This window comes from Streptomyces sp. VRA16 Mangrove soil (genome assembly GCF_017377775.1).
Lineage (GTDB): Bacteria > Actinomycetota > Actinomycetes > Streptomycetales > Streptomycetaceae > Streptomyces.
Window position 1 is genome coordinate 70,530 of the sequence record NZ_JAFVLN010000016.1, and the last position, 14,244, is coordinate 84,773.

Here is a 14,244-nt window from a genome sequence, read left to right on the forward strand (position 1 = left end):
GTTGTCTTGATGCCCGAGACGGCGGCGGAAGAAGTGCGGGAGAGCAGGGTGCCGTTCCAGCTCATCGAGGTGGAGGGGCCCTCCATGGTGCCCACCCTCTATCCGGGTGACTGGATGCTGGTGCAGCACGGCGCCCGGGTGCGGCCCGGCGACGTGATCATCCTGCGCCATCCGTTCCAGCAGGATCTGCTCGTCGTGAAGCGGATCGCGGAGCGGCGCGAGGGCGGCTGGTGGGTCCTCGGGGACAACGCCGCGGCCGGCGGCGACAGCACCGTCTACGGCGTCGTACCGGACGACCTCGTGCTCGCCAAGGTGCGCGGGCGGCTGCGGCGCCGCAAGCCCTGGGCGGAGGGCGAGGGTCAGCGCTCCGCGGGCGCCGTGCTGTCCTGGCTGCTGTCCGCCGTGCGTCCCGTGCGCGCCGTGCGCTCTTCGGCCTCCAGGCGCTTGCGGGCGCGGTAGGCGGCCACGTTGGCGCGGGTCGCGCAGCGGTCGGAGCAGTAGCGGCGCGAGCGGTTGGTGGAGGTGTCCAGGTACGCGTTGCGGCACGGGGCCGCCTCGCACAGGCCGAGCCGGTCCACGCCGTACTCCGTGAGGTGGAAGGCCAGGCCCATCGCGGCGATCGCCGCGTAACCGGCCGTCGCGTTCGACGGGTGGTCCGCCAGGTGCATGTGCCACAGCGGGCGGCCGTCGTCGTCGCGGTGGTTGTGTCCGGAGATCTGCGGGCTCACCGGGAACTCCAGGAGCAGCGAGTTCAGCAGGTTCACGGCGAGCTCCTCGTCGCCGCCGTCCGCCGCCTCGAACACCGCCCGCAGCCGTCCTCGTACGCTCCTGAACCGCGTCAGGTCCGCGTCGGTGGCCCGGCGTGCCGCGTCCTGGCTGGGGCCGAAGAGCTCGCGCACCGCGTCGACCGTGGTCAGGGAGTCCTTGCCACGGCCCGGCTCCTCGGTGTTGACCAGGCGCACTGCATAGTCCGAGTAATAGGCCAGTTCCACTTGTAGTCCTTACCGGGGCGGGCTATCGTCGTCCGAAGTGAGCGTAATGCTCACTTCTGCTTTCAGGGTATTACGCACCGCGGGGAGCGGTGCCTGTGCGGGAGGCCTTCCATGACGTACGAGACCGAGACCACCGCCACCGACTGGCGCTCCTGGCAGGAGAGCTGGGACCGGCAGCAGGAGTGGTACATGCCCGACCGCGAGGAGCGGTTCCGCGTCATGCTCGACATGGTCGAGGCGTGCGTCGGGACCGCGCCCCGGGTGCTCGACCTCGCGTGCGGTACGGGAAGTATCACGGACCGGCTGCTGAAGCGGTTCCCGGAGGCGACGAGTGTGGGCGTCGATCTCGACCCGGCGCTGCTCGCCATCGCACGCGGCACGTTCGAGGGGGACGAGCGGGTCGCCTTCGTCGGCGCCGACCTCAAGGACCCGCAGTGGACGCGGGCGCTGCCGCACGACTCGTACGACGCCGTGCTCACCGCCACCGCCCTGCACTGGCTGCACGCCGAGCCTCTCGCCGTCCTCTACGGTCAACTCGCCCCGCTGGTGCGGGACGGGGGTGTGTTCATGAACGCGGACCACATGATCGACCAGTCGACGCCGCGGATCAATGCCGCGGAGCGGGCGCTGCGGCACACGCGGATGGACGCGGCGAAGGCCGGCGGCGCCGTGGACTGGGCCGAATGGTGGGCGCTCGCCGCGGCGGACCCGGTGCTCGCGGAGCCCACGGCGCGGCGGTTCGAGATCTACGGGGAGCACGCGGACGGGGAGACCCCGTCGGCGGCCTGGCATGCGGGGGCGCTCCGCGATGCCGGGTTCGGGGAGGCCCGGGCGGTGTGGGGGTCGCCGTCGGACGCGATGGTGCTGGCTTTGAAGTGACGGTGCGCCGTCTGCCGGGCGCGGTGGTTCGCCGGGTGCCCCCCCGGTGGTCCTGCTTCGCGCAGTTCCCCGCGCCCCTGAGGCATGCACTTCGCACAGCCTCCCCCGGGAACGGTGAAAGGGGGCGGCGGGGTGATGCACCCCGCCGCCCCCTTCGCGCGCTCCCCTGAGGGCTACAACACCTTCGACAGGAACGACTGCGTGCGCTCCTGCTGCGGGTTGGTCAGGACGTCGCGCGGGTGGCCGGATTCGACCACCACGCCGCCGTCCATGAAGACCAGGCTGTCGCCCACCTCGCGGGCGAAGCCCATCTCGTGCGTGACGACGACCATCGTCATGCCGGACTCGGCGAGGTCGCGCATGACGTCGAGAACGTCACCGACCAGCTCGGGGTCGAGCGCCGACGTCGGCTCGTCGAACAGCATCAGCTTCGGGTCCATGGCGAGCGCCCGCGCGATCGCGACGCGCTGCTGCTGGCCGCCCGAGAGCTGCGAGGGGTAGTTGCCCGCCTTGTCGGCGAGGCCGACCCGCTCCAGGAGTTCCTCGGCGCGGGTGCGGGCCTGCGCCCTGGACTGGCGCTTGACCTGGACCGGCGCCTCCATGACGTTCTCCAGAGCCGTCATGTGCGGGAACAGGTTGAAGCGCTGGAAGACCATGCCGATGTCCCGGCGCTTCAACGCGACTTCCCGGTCCCGGAGTTCGTAGAGCTTGTCGCCCTGCTGCCGGTAGCCGACCAGCTCGCCGTCGACGTAGAGCCGGCCGGCGTTGATCTTCTCCAGGTGGTTGATGCACCGCAGGAACGTCGACTTGCCGGAGCCCGACGGGCCGATCAGGCAGAAGACCTCGCCCTGCCTGACCTCCAGGTCGATGCCCTTGAGGACCTCGACGTTGCCGAAGGACTTGTGGACGCCCTCGGCCTTGACCATGAACTGCGGGTCGCTCATCGCAGGGCTCCCTTCGGGCGGCCCACGGAGAAGACGCTCGCACGCAGCTTCTGCCAGGGGGTGGGCGGCAGCTGACGGCTGGAACCACGGGCGTAGTAGCGCTCGATGTAGTACTGGCCGACGCTGAGCACCGAGGTCATGATCAGGTACCAGGCCGCGGCCAGGAAGTACATCTCGACCGGGGAACCGGACTGCTGGCCGATGTCCTGGGCGACCCGGAAGAGCTCCGTGTACTGGACCATCGAGACGAGCGAGGTCGTCTTCAGCATGTTGATGACCTCGTTGCCCGTGGGCGGCACGATCACGCGCATCGCCTGCGGGATGATCACCCGGCGCAGCGTCTTGGCGTGGCTCATACCGAGGGCGTGCGAGGCCTCCGACTGGCCCTCGTCGACCGAGAGCAGGCCCGCGCGGCAGATCTCCGCCATGTACGCGGCCTCGTTCAGGCCGAGTCCGAGCAGCGCCGTCAGGAACGGCGTCATGAAGGACGACCAGTAGTCCTTGTAGAGCGGACCGAGGTTGATGTACTCGAAGACCAGGCCCAGGTTGAACCAGACGAAGAGCTGGACCAGGACCGGGGTGCCGCGGAAGAACCAGATGTAGAACCAGGCGATGGAGCTGGTCACCGGGTTCTTCGACAGCCGCATCACGGCGAGCATGATGCCGCCGACGATGCCGATCACCATCGACAGGACGGTGAGGAGCAGGGTCTTCCCGACGCCGGAGATCACCCGGTCGTCGAAGAAGTAGTCGGGGATCGCACCCCAGTTGATCTTGCCTTGCGCGAAGGCGTAGACGATCGAACCCAGGACGGCCAGGGCGACGACCGCCGCGACGTACCGTCCGTAGTGCCGGACGGGGATCGCCCTGATGGTCTCCGGCGGGGCCGCGGGCGGCGGCGTGTCCTCGGGGCCGCCGCCCGTCTTCTCTATGTCAACCGACACGGATACTGCCTTCTTTCAACGACTTCAACTGCGCGTGCTACGCGGTCACTTGCCGCCGTTGACGGTGGCTTCCTTGACGGAACCGGCCTCGACGCCCCACTTGGCGATGACCTTGTCGTACTCGCCGTTCTTGATGATGGCGTCCATCGCGGCCTTGATCGCGTCACGCAGCTGCGACTGGTCCTTGGCGACCGCGATGCCGTACGGGGCGGCCTCGACCTGGTCGCCGACGATCTCGAAGTCCTTGCCGCCGCCCGAGGTCTTCACCGCGTACGCGGCGACCGGGAAGTCGGAGGAGCCGGCGTCCGCGCCGCCCGAACGCAGTCGGGTCTGGGCCTGCTGGTCGTCGTCGAAGGCCTGGATGCCGAGCTTCTTGCCGGACGGGCACTTCTTGGCCTGCGCCTTGGCGAGGTCGTGCGAGACGGTGCCGCGCTGGACGACGATCTTCTTGCCGCACAGGTCGTCCCAGGACTTGATGCCCTGGGTCTTGCCCTTCGGGGTGTAGATCGAGACACCGGCGTTGAAGTAGTCGACGAAGTCGACGCCCTCGCCGACCTTCTTGCCGGTGTCGGAGTCGACACCGTCCTGACGGTCCTTGGTGTCCGTCATGGCCGACATGGCGATGTCGTAGCGGTTCGAGCGCAGACCCGTGATCAAGGTGTCGAACGTGCCGTTCTGGAACTCGAACTTCACGCCGAGCTGCTTGCCGAGCGCGTCCGCCAGGTCGGGGTCGATGCCGATGGCCTTGCCCGACTTGTCCTTGAACTCGACCGGCGCGTACGCGATGTCCGAGCCGACCCGGACGACGCCCTTGTCGCGGATCTCCTTGGGGAGCTTGTCGGCGAGCGGGGCGGCCTTGGTGGAGCTCTTCGAGGCGGAGGACGAGTTGTCCTTGGTCTGGTCGCCGCAGCCGGTCAGCAGCAGCGTGCCCGCGACCGCGATCGCGCCGGCCGCGGCTATCCGGGACTTCGTGACCTGCCCGGCCTTCGCGGTCGAGCGACGGGTGGTGCTTGCGGTCATGGTGGGGTCCTCCGGCATGGGTGTGGGAGTTGCCGTACAGGTCGCCTTGGCACACACCTTCGGGTGTCGCGACCTCGCGTGGTTACGGCATCTTGCCATTCGGACTGGGTCGTTCAGGGGCCCGCCGATGTCAAAATCGGATAACGGGTGACGCAAGATGCCCAACATGCCCGTACATCAAGGTGCATGGGTCCCACATCATCTGCGGACGTATCGCCCATCGGCCGGAGGATCTCCGGCGAACCGGCCGCGGTCTCACTATTCGGGCGGTCGCTTCAGTGCCGTTCGAGCCCGGCCGGACCACGTGTCCACATATTTGGTTATGAGTCATGTCACCGCGGCGTGATCGATCACGAATGGGCTCGTCCGTGAACCGCTCCGTCAGGTAAGAAGGTTCTTTACACCCCTCATCCGGGGCAGAGCTCAGGCTCTCAGGGCGCGCGTGCGGCGCGCCCGTCGTGTACGCACCCGCACAGCCGGTCACAAACGGACCCGGCTGGGTCGTACGCGTCCCCGCCCGCTCCTCACCAGGAGCGGACCCACCCTCAACTGATGCAACAAGACTTAAGGGGTCAGACAAGTGGCAGCGGAGATCGTCAATCCTCGCAGCGACGCGAATCTCGGCAACGAAGGCGCTGACGAGCCCTTCGATCCGGCCTTCGCACTGCACCGTGGCGGCAAGATGGCCGTGCAGGCCACCGTGCCGGTCCGCGACAAGGACGACCTGTCCCTGGCGTACACGCCGGGCGTCGCGAAGGTGTGCAGCGCGATCGCCGAGCAGCCGGAGCTCGTCCACGACTACACGTGGAAGTCGAGCGTCGTGGCCGTCGTGACGGACGGCACGGCCGTGCTCGGACTCGGGGACATCGGTCCCGAGGCCTCCCTCCCGGTGATGGAGGGCAAGGCCATTCTCTTCAAGCAGTTCGGCGGCGTGGACGCCGTGCCGCTCGCGCTCGCGACGACCGACGTCGACGAGATCGTGGACACCGTGGTGCGCCTCGCGCCCTCCTTCGGCGGTGTGAACCTCGAGGACATCGCCGCCCCGCGGTGCTTCGAGATCGAGCGGAAGCTCCAGGAGCGGCTCGACATCCCGGTCTTCCACGACGACCAGCACGGCACGGCCGTCGTGACGCTGGCCGCGCTGAAGAACGCGGCGAAGCTGTCGGGCCGCGGGCTCGGCGAACTGCGGGCGGTGATCTCCGGTGCCGGTGCGGCGGGCATCGCGATCGCCAAGTTCCTCCTTGAGGCCGGCCTCGGCGACGTCGCGGTCGCCGACCGCAAGGGCATCGTCAGCCGGGACCGCGAGGACCTCACCGAGGTCAAGCGCGAGATCGCCGAGATCACCAACAAGGCCGGGCTGAGCGGCTCCCTGGAAGAGGCCCTCGCGGGCGCCGACGTCTACATCGGCGTCTCGGGCGGTACGGTCCCCGAGCCCGCCGTGGCCTCTATGGCGCCGGGCGCCTTCGTCTTCGCGATGGCGAACCCGAACCCCGAGGTGCACCCCGACATCGCGCACAAGTACGCGGCCGTCGTGGCGACCGGGCGTTCGGACTACCCGAACCAGATCAACAACGTGCTCGCGTTCCCGGGCATCTTCGCGGGCGCCCTCCAGGTGCGCGCCTCCCGGATCACCGAGGGCATGAAGATCGCCGCCGCGGACGCGCTGGCCGCCGTGGTGGGCGACGAGCTCTCCGCGGGCTACGTGATCCCGTCGCCGTTCGACGAGCGGGTGGCGCCGGCCGTCACCGCCGCCGTCGCGGCCGCGGCGCGCGCCGAGGGCGTCGCCCGACGCTGACCGATCGCGTTCGTTCCGGTCAGGGCCCCGCTTCGGCGGGGCCTTTTCCGTGGGGCGGGCCCGTCACGGGCCTCGGGCGGGGCTCAGGGGTGGACGATCGCCTGCTCCAACAGCTCCTGGAGGGCGCGTTGCTGCTTCTGGCTCAGCCGGCCCAGGGGGGAGTCCTGGGCGAGGAGTCGGAGCAGCCGCTCGCGCAGCTCGGTCCCGCTCCCGGTGAGGACGAGGTGCCGGGCGCGCCGGTCCGTGGGGTGCGCGTGGCGCTCGACGAGACCCTGCTTCTCCAGCTTGTCGACGACGAACGTGGCGTTGGACGGCTCGCAGCTCATCCGCTCGGCGAGCTCCCGCATCGTCATCGGCCCGGTCATCTCGCGCAGCGCCGTGGCCTGCGGCGCGGTGAGCCCCAGGGTGACCGCGCGCTCGCGCACATGGTCGGCGATCTGCTGGGCGAGGCCATTGACCAGGCCGCAGACCTCGCGCTCGGCCACGGCTGCGGGAATCCGGGAACGCGTCATGGCTCCAGCCTAGCAACTTCATCAAGTCGAAACATTTCCAGCTTGACTGATTCAAGCTCAATCGATTCAAGCTTCACTGGTTCGAGCTTGACTGATTCAAGCTTGATTGATTCAAGCTTGATGCTTATGGTGATGGGGTTCGGGTTCTCGGAAGTCGCGACGTGAGGGGCTGTCATGACGCATGCGGTGGCGGGGCGGGCGGGGCTGGGGGAGCGGCTGGGGCGGCAGGCGGGCATGCGCTCCCTCGACCTGGGTGAGCTGCGGATCTCCTATGTGCCGGACGGTGCGGTGGAGATGCGGCCGACGGAGCTGCTGCCCGACACGGACCACGAACTGTGGGCGGGGCGGCCCGAGTTCCTGAACGCGGCCGGGCATCTGGTGGGGAGCATCGGCGCGCTGCTCGTGGAACACGGCGACCGGGCGCTGCTGATCGACGCCGGGTTCGGCCCGCGGTCCTGGCCACCCGCGCAGACCGGCCCCCAGGGCCCGATCCGGGGCGGCGCGCTGGTGGAGAACCTGGCCGCACTCGGCCGCGGACCCGAGGAGATCGAGGCGATCGCCTTCACGCATCTGCACCCCGACCACATCGGCTGGGCCTGCCGTCCGTCCCCCGTGTTCGATCGCGCCGCGTATCTCGTGGCCGAGCCGGAGTGGGCCGAGCGTGCGACCCTCGCGGCGCAGGGCCTGGGCGAGGAGATCGCCGCGCTCGCGCCGAGGGTCCGCACGGTCGCCGACGGCGAGGAGATCTTCCCGGGCGTACGGCTCAGGGTGACCGCAGGTCACACCCACGGGCACGCCGAGTACGTGATCGCCTCGGGCGGCCGGCGGCTCGTCGCCTTCGGGGACGCGCTGCACTCGCCGCTCCAGGTCGAGCACCCCGAGTGGTCCTCGGGCTTCGATCACGATCCGGCGCTGGCCGCGGCGCATCGGCACGCCCTCGTCGCGGAGTTGGCCCGCCCCGGCACGATCGGCTTCGGCGGGCACTTCGCCGACGTGGTGTTCGGGACGGTCGGGCCGGCCGGCGCCGGCCATGTCTGGCGCCCCCTGGGCTGACCAGTGCGGGCAGCGACGCGTGTCACAGGGAGGGATGGTTCCCCGAGCCTCGGGCGGCGCCTATGGTCAAGGTCATGTTCGCCGCCTACGCTGCCCGCATCGACCGTGATCAGCCCTTGAACGGCCTGGAGTTGGGGGAGCGGCCAGCCCCCGGGAACCGGCCCGGCTGGACCACCGTGAACGTCAAGGCCGCCTCCCTCAACCATCACGACCTGTGGTCCCTGCGCGGGGTCGGACTCGGCGAGGAGGCGCTTCCGATGATCCTCGGCTGCGACGCCGCCGGGATCGACCAGGACGGCAACGAGGTCGTCCTGCACTCCGTGATCGGCCAGACCGGCTACGGGGTCGGACCGCGCGAAGGCCGCTCCATCCTCACCGAGAAGTACCAGGGCACCTTCGCCGAGCAGGTCACCGTGCCCGAGTGGAACGTCCTGCCGAAGCCCAAGGAGCTCTCCTTCGAGGAGGCCGCCTGTCTGCCCACCGCCTGGCTGACCGCGTACCGGATGCTGTTCACCAACGCCGGGGTGCGCCCCGGTGACTCGGTGCTCGTGCAGGGTGCGGGCGGCGGTGTCGCGACCGCCGCGATCGCCCTCGGCAAGGCCGCGGGCCTGCGGGTCTTCGCCACCAGCCGGGACGAGGCCAAGCGCAAGCGGGCCCTGGAACTGGGCGCGGTCGAGGCCGTCGAGTCCGGGGCGCGGCTGCCGCAGCGCGTCGACGCCGTCATCGAGACGGTGGGCGCCGCGACCTGGTCGCACTCGGTGAAGTCGCTGAAGCCGGGCGGCACCCTGGTGATCTCGGGCGCGACCAGCGGCCCGAACCCGCCCGCCGCCGAGCTCAACCGCATCTTCTTCCTGGAGCTGAAGGTCGTCGGCTCCACGATGGGCTCCAAGGACGAGCTGGAGGACCTGCTCGCCTTCTGCGCGGCCACCGGTGTGCGGCCCGTCATCGACGAGGTGCTGCCGCTGGACCAGGCCCGCGAGGGCTTCGCGAAGATGGCCGGAGGCGACCTGTTCGGGAAGGTCGTGCTGACCGTCTGACCTGTGCCGTTACGCGGACGAGGGCGTCCCGGGCTGTCCGGGGCGCCCTTTTCCGCACCCTGTGTGTCAACTGTGGTTGACGCTCCATCGATGTCAACCTACATTGACATCATGACCGAGGCAACGGATCTCGCCGAGCAGGCGGGCGCTCGCGACCCGCGGGTCGGCCTGCGGGCGGTCGCCGCGCTGCGGCGACTGCTCGAACAGCTGGAAGCGGTACAGGTGCGCAGCGCGCGCAATCAGGGCTGGTCGTGGCAGGAGATCGCGGCCGAGCTGGGAGTCAGCCGACAGGCCGTGCACAAGAAGTACGGGAGGCGATGATGTTCGAACGGTTCACCGAGGCGGCCCGTGCCGTCGTCAAGGACGCCGTGGTGCGCGCCGAGGACGAGCGCGCCGAGCGGGTCGACGAGGGGCATCTGCTGCTCGCGCTGCTTGAGCGCCGCGGCAGCCGGGGCGCCTTCGTCCTCGACGCGCTCGGGGCGGCGGACGAGGGGCGGCGCGCCGAGATGGCGCAGGCCGTCGCCGCGGCCCGGCGCCGGGCCGGCCTCTCGCAGGCCGACGCCGAGGCCCTCGCCGAACTCGGCATCGACGTGGACGACATCGTCGCGCGCGTCGAGCAGACCCACGGCGTCGGCGCGCTCTCCGGCGGGCGCAGGGTCGGCGGGCGCCGGTCCATGACGCGGGAGGCCAAGAAGGTCCTGGAGTCCTCGCTGCGGGTCGCCGTCGCCCACGGCGACCGCGCCATCGGCGACGAACACCTGCTGCTCGCCCTCGCCTCCCGGCCCGGCACGGCCCGCGAGGTGCTCGCCGAGCACGGAGTGAGCGTCCAGGCGGTGGAGCGGGTCCTGTACGGGAACGGGCGGGCCGCCGGCTGAACCCGGGCGGGCCGCCCGCCGCGCAGGCAAAGGGTTGGCCAACTTCGCCAAGAGTCCTCCAACTCCCGTCCGTCGCGCAGGAGTTGCCCGAATATGCGGGTGGAACATGTGCATGCGCGGGCCGGTCCGGGGGGACAGCGACAGATGGCAGCCAGGAACCGCAGAGTGTTCGGCGCGACCAGCACGGCCGCCGAGGTGATCGCCGGACACGACCTCAGCGGCGCCGACGTGATCGTCACCGGCGGCGCCTCGGGCATCGGCGAGGTCGCCGCGCGCACCTTCGCGGGGGCCGGTGCCCGGGTCCTCGTCGCGGGCCGTGACGAAGTCGCCGGCATCGCCGCACGGGACCGCATACGCGAGGCCACCGCCAACGACGACGTGCACTTCGACCTCCTCGACCTGGCGTCCCTGGCCTCCGTGAACGCCTTCGCCGAGCGCTTCCTCGCCGCCCGTCGCCCTCTGCACCGGCTCATCAACAACGCCGCGGTGAGGGCCACCGCGGAGCTGCGGCGCACCGCCGACGGCTTCGAGCTGCAGTTCGGCACCAATCATCTGGGGCACTTCGCCCTGACCGAGGCCCTGCTGCCCGCACTGCGCGCCGCGGCACCGGCCCGCGTGGTGGTGCTCTCGTCCCGGGCGCACCGCTACTCCGACATCGACTTCGACGACCCGAACTACGAGCGCCGCGCCTACGACCCCTGGGAGGCGTACGGCCAGTCGAAGACGGCCAACGCCCTGTTCGCCGTCGAGTTCACCGCGCGGTACGCGGGCGCCGGCCTGACCGCCAACTCCCTGATGCCGGGCGGCGCCACGACCGGCCCCCAGCGCCACTCCCCAAACCCCCGACAGCGGGAACCGGGCCGACCGGACGACGCGGGGCGGGCCACGCCGATGCCGGGCGGCGTCATAACCGGCCCCCAGTGCCACGTCCCGGACCCCCGACAGCGGGAACCGGGCCGGCCGGACGACGCGGGGCGGGCCACGCCGCCGCCCGGCCGGAAGACGCCGGAACAGGGCGCGGCCACCACCGTCTGGGCCGCGGTCTCACCCGATCTCGACGGCATCGGCGGCCGCTGCCTCGACCAGTGCGCCGTCGCCGAACCCTGGACCGGGACCGGTGCCATGCCGTCCGGGTACTGCATGCCGTACGCCCTGGACCCCGAGCGGGCGCGGCGCCTGTGGGAGCTGTCCCTGCAGCTCGTCACCCCCTGACCGCACCCCACCCAGGGTTCACGCCTTGGGCGAGCGCAGGGACGCGCCGATGTGGGCCGCCGCCTCCGACAGATGCCGCCGCGCCGAACGGAGCTGGTCCTCGGTGACCCCGTGGTCGCGCGCCGCGTCCCGGATGTCGTCGCGGAAGCGGTCCAGGAGACGGTCCAGGTCGCGGGCCGGGTCACCGGTGGAGTCCTCCGCGGCCCACGCGGGGACGTACTCGGCAGGTACCGCGTCCGACGGCGGGCGGTACTGGGGCTCGGCCGCCGGCGCCGCGCGGCCGCCGTCCTTGCCCCAGCTCTTGCCGAACTCGCCGAACTCCTTGGCCAGTTCGGTCAGGCCCTCGCGCACCCCCGTCGGCCAGTCGCCGCGCGTGAAGTGGTCCTGCACCTGGTCCTGGACGCGCCGGGCCATGCGCTGGAACTCCTCCTGCGCCTGCTGGTGCACCCGCTCCTGTGCCTCCTTGGCCTGGCGGCGCGCCCGCTGGGCCTCCTCGCGGGCCCGGCGGCTCTCGTCCTTCGCGCGCCGCGCCTGCTCCTTCCACTCCTGCTTGGCCCGGCGCATCTCCTCCTTGGCGGCGCGCCAGGACTCCTTGTCCGTGAAGTCCTTGAAGTCGCCCAGGTCGCCGAAGCGGCCGGTGTCACCGGGGCGGCTGCGGGCCCCGGACGTGGCCGCCCGTACCTCGCGGCGCAGCTCACCCGCCGCGCCCCGCACGTCGTCGCGGATCTCCGCCGCCAGCTCGGCCACCGACTCGCGGATCTCCAGCTCCAGGTCGGCCAACTCGCCGCTGCGGTCCGCCAGTTCGGCGCGGCCGGCGTCCGTGATCGCGTAGACCTTGCGGCCGCCCTCGGTGGTGTGGGTGACCAGACCCTCGCTCTCCAGCTTGGCCAGGCGCGGGTAGACCGTGCCCGCCGACGGCGCGTACAGCCCCTGGAAGCGCTCCTCCAGGAGCCTGATCACCTCGTAGCCGTGGCGCGGGGCCTCGTCGAGCAGCTTGAGCAGGTAGAGGCGCAGGCGTCCGTGGGCGAAGACCGGGGGCATGTCAGAGCACCTTCTTGTCGGTGGAGCTCTCGGTGGAGCTCTCGGTGGAGCTGTCCTTCGGGGCGTCCTGCGGCTCCGCTTCGAACGGACTGTCCTCCCCCGGGGGCCTGCGCAGCAGCGCGATCGAGCCGGTGACCGTCGTCGCCCGCAGCTTGCCGGTGCCCGCGCCGAGCCGCCCGGTGATCTTATGGGCGCCCCACTGGCCGGAGACCCGCAGGTCCTCGAAGGCGTTCGACACCGCGCCGCTCGCCGTGTTCGCCTCCACCTCCGTGTCCGCCGGGTGCGGGATACGGATGGCGACCTCGCCGGAGACGCTGGTCAGCGCCACGTCCGTGGGGCCCGTCGGGTCCAGGTCGACGATCATCGAGCCGCTCACCGTGTCCGCCTTCACGAAGGACCCCGAGCCCTCCACGACGGTCAGGTCGCCCGACACCGAGTTGAACCTGAGGTCGCCCGTGACCGTCTGGGCCTCGACATTGCCGGAGACCGTGCTGGTGCGCACCGGGCCGGTGACGCCCACGAGGGTCGTGTCGCCGGTGACGCCCTTGACCTCCGTGGGCCCCTCGATGCCGGAGACGACGGCGCCCGCGCCGACGACGCCGACCTCGACCCGGGTGCCCGTGGGGACCGCGAGCGAGACGACCGCGCTGCGGTGCCAGCCCTTGCGGTCCAGCCACTTGAGGAAGCCCTTCCAGGGCAGGTCGTCGTAGACCACGGAGAGCGTGCCGTCCTCCTGCGTGACCCGCAGAGGTGGTCCCTCGATGTCGGTGACCTCCAGGCGGGCGGAACTCTCGTCCGTGCCCACCACGTTCACCGTTCCGTTCACGATGCGTACGTGCAGGGTCGTCACCGGCTCGGCGAAGTCGAGCTTCTGCGGCTCCGCGACGGACCACTCGGGCATGGTGCGACCTCCTCCGGACGAACGCGCCATATCGCGTTCTCTGTCAAACACGATATATCGCGGATACGGAAAGTCAAGACTGTCGCGCACGCCCGTCCTGTCCGGCTCGGGCCCGACGCCCTCGCGAGGGCGGCTATTTGTGGTCCAACTCGGGCGAATTGCCCTAGCGTGGGGCCATGTCGTCCGCTGAATCCGCCGCCGGTGCCCTGCTGCTGTGCCGGGCCGAACCCGCCGTCGCAGGGCCCGCCGCGCAACTTCTGCGCGAGCGGATGCTGCTGGCCGCGGCCGGACACGAATGGAGCGTCCTCGTCCCCGAGAGCAAGCCCTGGCTGACCTCGGGGGAGCCCGTCGACCGGGTCCTGGGCGGCTGGGCCGGGGCGATCGCCGTCGGCACCACCTGGCCGGTCCTCGCGCTGTGGTGGGACGCCGACCGCGCCGGCTTCACCCTCGCCTCCGGCTTCCGGCGCCCCGTCGGCTACGTGTGGCTCGCCAACGGCACCCCGGTCGGCGAGCACGAGGCCCTGCGCACCTTCGCCGCCCGCCTCGGGCTCGACCCGGTGCTCGACATGCAGTCCCTGGAGGCGCTGGCCGAGCCGGACTCCGAGGCCGACGCACGGGCCCGGCTCCTCGGCCTGCTCGCGGTCCTCACCCGCACCGGCCTCACCCTCCCCGCGGGCCTGACCCCGGGCGAACCCGCCGACCGGCTGCGCGAGGTCGCCCGCGTCCAGCCGGACACGGAACGGATCGAATGGTCGGGCTGGCGCGACGCCGTGCACGCCGAGCTCGACGTCGTCGAGAGCAGCAGCATCGGCCCCTGGCTGCGCGGCCCCAAGGCCCGCTGCCTGGCCGTCGCCCAGCTCGCCGCCGGAGTCCCGCTCACCGTCTACGGCCTGCGCCGCCGCAGCGGCGGCTGGGCCACGGCAGGGGCCATCCTGCTCGCGCACGGCGCGCTGGGACTCGCGTACGACCGACTGCGCGCGGCCCGCGACTGACGCACCGGACCGAAGTCCCTACGCGTCGTGGGTCCTACGCGTCGTGG

At 71.2% G+C, this 14,244-nt stretch carries 16 protein-coding genes; 9 read left to right on the forward strand and 7 right to left on the reverse strand.

Translation table 11 applies throughout. From position 1 onward, the window contains the following. Window positions 1–9: 9 nt before the first annotated feature. Window positions 10–459 carry a nickel-type superoxide dismutase maturation protease gene (gene sodX, locus J3486_RS33450; RefSeq protein ID WP_207827305.1) on the forward strand — a complete coding sequence of 150 codons (450 nt, stop codon included), beginning with the start codon at window positions 10–12 and terminating at the stop codon, window positions 457–459. Here sodX and J3486_RS33455 read toward each other — a convergent pair. Next, on the reverse strand, window positions 360–992 hold the full coding sequence (locus tag J3486_RS33455) for an ABATE domain-containing protein (protein ID WP_207827307.1): 633 nt from the start codon (window positions 990–992) through the stop codon (window positions 360–362). The two genes, sodX and J3486_RS33455, sit on opposite strands and share 100 nt — an antisense overlap. A gap of 111 nt (window positions 993–1,103) precedes the next feature. On the opposite strand from J3486_RS33455, the gene J3486_RS33460 reads away from it, so the two are divergent. Then, window positions 1,104–1,871, forward strand: a complete 768-nt coding sequence (locus J3486_RS33460) for a trans-aconitate 2-methyltransferase (RefSeq protein WP_207827309.1) — start codon at window positions 1,104–1,106, stop codon at window positions 1,869–1,871. Window positions 1,872–2,044: 173 nt separating this feature from the next. Here the strand turns inward: J3486_RS33460 and J3486_RS33465 are convergent, their stop codons facing one another. From J3486_RS33465 to J3486_RS33475, 3 genes are read right to left on the reverse strand one after another with little or no spacing between them, the layout of a single operon-like run. Next, the gene (locus J3486_RS33465; protein ID WP_207827585.1) at window positions 2,045–2,797 is read right to left on the reverse strand and encodes an amino acid ABC transporter ATP-binding protein; all 753 of its coding nucleotides are present in this window, start codon (window positions 2,795–2,797) and stop codon (window positions 2,045–2,047) included. Window positions 2,798–2,811: 14 nt separating this feature from the next. Then, the gene (locus J3486_RS33470) at window positions 2,812–3,759 is read right to left on the reverse strand and encodes an amino acid ABC transporter permease (RefSeq protein ID WP_207827311.1); all 948 of its coding nucleotides are present in this window, start codon (window positions 3,757–3,759) and stop codon (window positions 2,812–2,814) included. Window positions 3,760–3,804: 45 nt separating this feature from the next. Further along, a complete protein-coding gene (locus J3486_RS33475; protein WP_207827313.1) occupies window positions 3,805–4,779 on the reverse strand; it encodes an ABC transporter substrate-binding protein in 975 nt (324 codons plus the stop codon). A 580-nt stretch (window positions 4,780–5,359) separates the two neighbouring features. Here J3486_RS33475 and J3486_RS33480 point away from each other — a divergent pair. Further along, entirely contained in the window at window positions 5,360–6,574 is a 1,215-nt protein-coding gene (locus tag J3486_RS33480; protein WP_207827315.1) for an NADP-dependent malic enzyme, read from the forward strand. 83 nt (window positions 6,575–6,657) lie between these two features. Here the strand turns inward: J3486_RS33480 and J3486_RS33485 are convergent, their stop codons facing one another. Then, on the reverse strand, window positions 6,658–7,086 hold the full coding sequence (locus J3486_RS33485; protein ID WP_207827317.1) for a MarR family winged helix-turn-helix transcriptional regulator: 429 nt from the start codon (window positions 7,084–7,086) through the stop codon (window positions 6,658–6,660). Between the two features lie 174 nt (window positions 7,087–7,260). On the opposite strand from J3486_RS33485, the gene J3486_RS33490 reads away from it, so the two are divergent. From J3486_RS33490 to J3486_RS33510, 5 genes are all read left to right on the forward strand, one after another. Continuing rightward, window positions 7,261–8,139 (forward strand): MBL fold metallo-hydrolase, encoded by an 879-nt coding sequence (locus J3486_RS33490; RefSeq protein ID WP_207827319.1) that lies wholly within the window; start codon window positions 7,261–7,263, stop codon window positions 8,137–8,139. A 74-nt stretch (window positions 8,140–8,213) separates the two neighbouring features. Then, window positions 8,214–9,176 (forward strand): zinc-binding dehydrogenase, encoded by a 963-nt coding sequence (locus J3486_RS33495; RefSeq protein WP_207827321.1) that lies wholly within the window; start codon window positions 8,214–8,216, stop codon window positions 9,174–9,176. Window positions 9,177–9,287: 111 nt separating this feature from the next. Beyond that, a complete protein-coding gene (locus J3486_RS33500; RefSeq protein WP_207827323.1) occupies window positions 9,288–9,497 on the forward strand; it encodes a helix-turn-helix domain-containing protein in 210 nt (69 codons plus the stop codon). Further along, window positions 9,497–10,051 (forward strand): Clp protease N-terminal domain-containing protein, encoded by a 555-nt coding sequence (locus J3486_RS33505; protein ID WP_207827587.1) that lies wholly within the window; start codon window positions 9,497–9,499, stop codon window positions 10,049–10,051. Before J3486_RS33500 ends, J3486_RS33505 begins: the two co-directional genes overlap by 1 nt. 144 nt (window positions 10,052–10,195) lie before the next feature. Beyond that, window positions 10,196–11,263: an SDR family NAD(P)-dependent oxidoreductase gene (locus J3486_RS33510; RefSeq protein ID WP_207827325.1), complete on the forward strand. Its 1,068-nt coding sequence runs from the start codon at window positions 10,196–10,198 to the stop codon at window positions 11,261–11,263. A gap of 18 nt (window positions 11,264–11,281) precedes the next feature. Here the strand turns inward: J3486_RS33510 and J3486_RS33515 are convergent, their stop codons facing one another. Together J3486_RS33515 and J3486_RS33520 are read right to left on the reverse strand one after the other, a co-directional pair. Beyond that, window positions 11,282–12,304 (reverse strand): PadR family transcriptional regulator, encoded by a 1,023-nt coding sequence (locus J3486_RS33515; protein ID WP_207827327.1) that lies wholly within the window; start codon window positions 12,302–12,304, stop codon window positions 11,282–11,284. Window position 12,305: 1 nt separating this feature from the next. Beyond that, window positions 12,306–13,205 (reverse strand): DUF4097 family beta strand repeat-containing protein, encoded by a 900-nt coding sequence (locus tag J3486_RS33520; protein ID WP_207827329.1) that lies wholly within the window; start codon window positions 13,203–13,205, stop codon window positions 12,306–12,308. Window positions 13,206–13,381: 176 nt separating this feature from the next. On the opposite strand from J3486_RS33520, the gene J3486_RS33525 reads away from it, so the two are divergent. After that, window positions 13,382–14,197: a hypothetical protein gene (locus J3486_RS33525; protein ID WP_207827331.1), complete on the forward strand. Its 816-nt coding sequence runs from the start codon at window positions 13,382–13,384 to the stop codon at window positions 14,195–14,197. Window positions 14,198–14,244 lie beyond the last annotated feature (47 nt).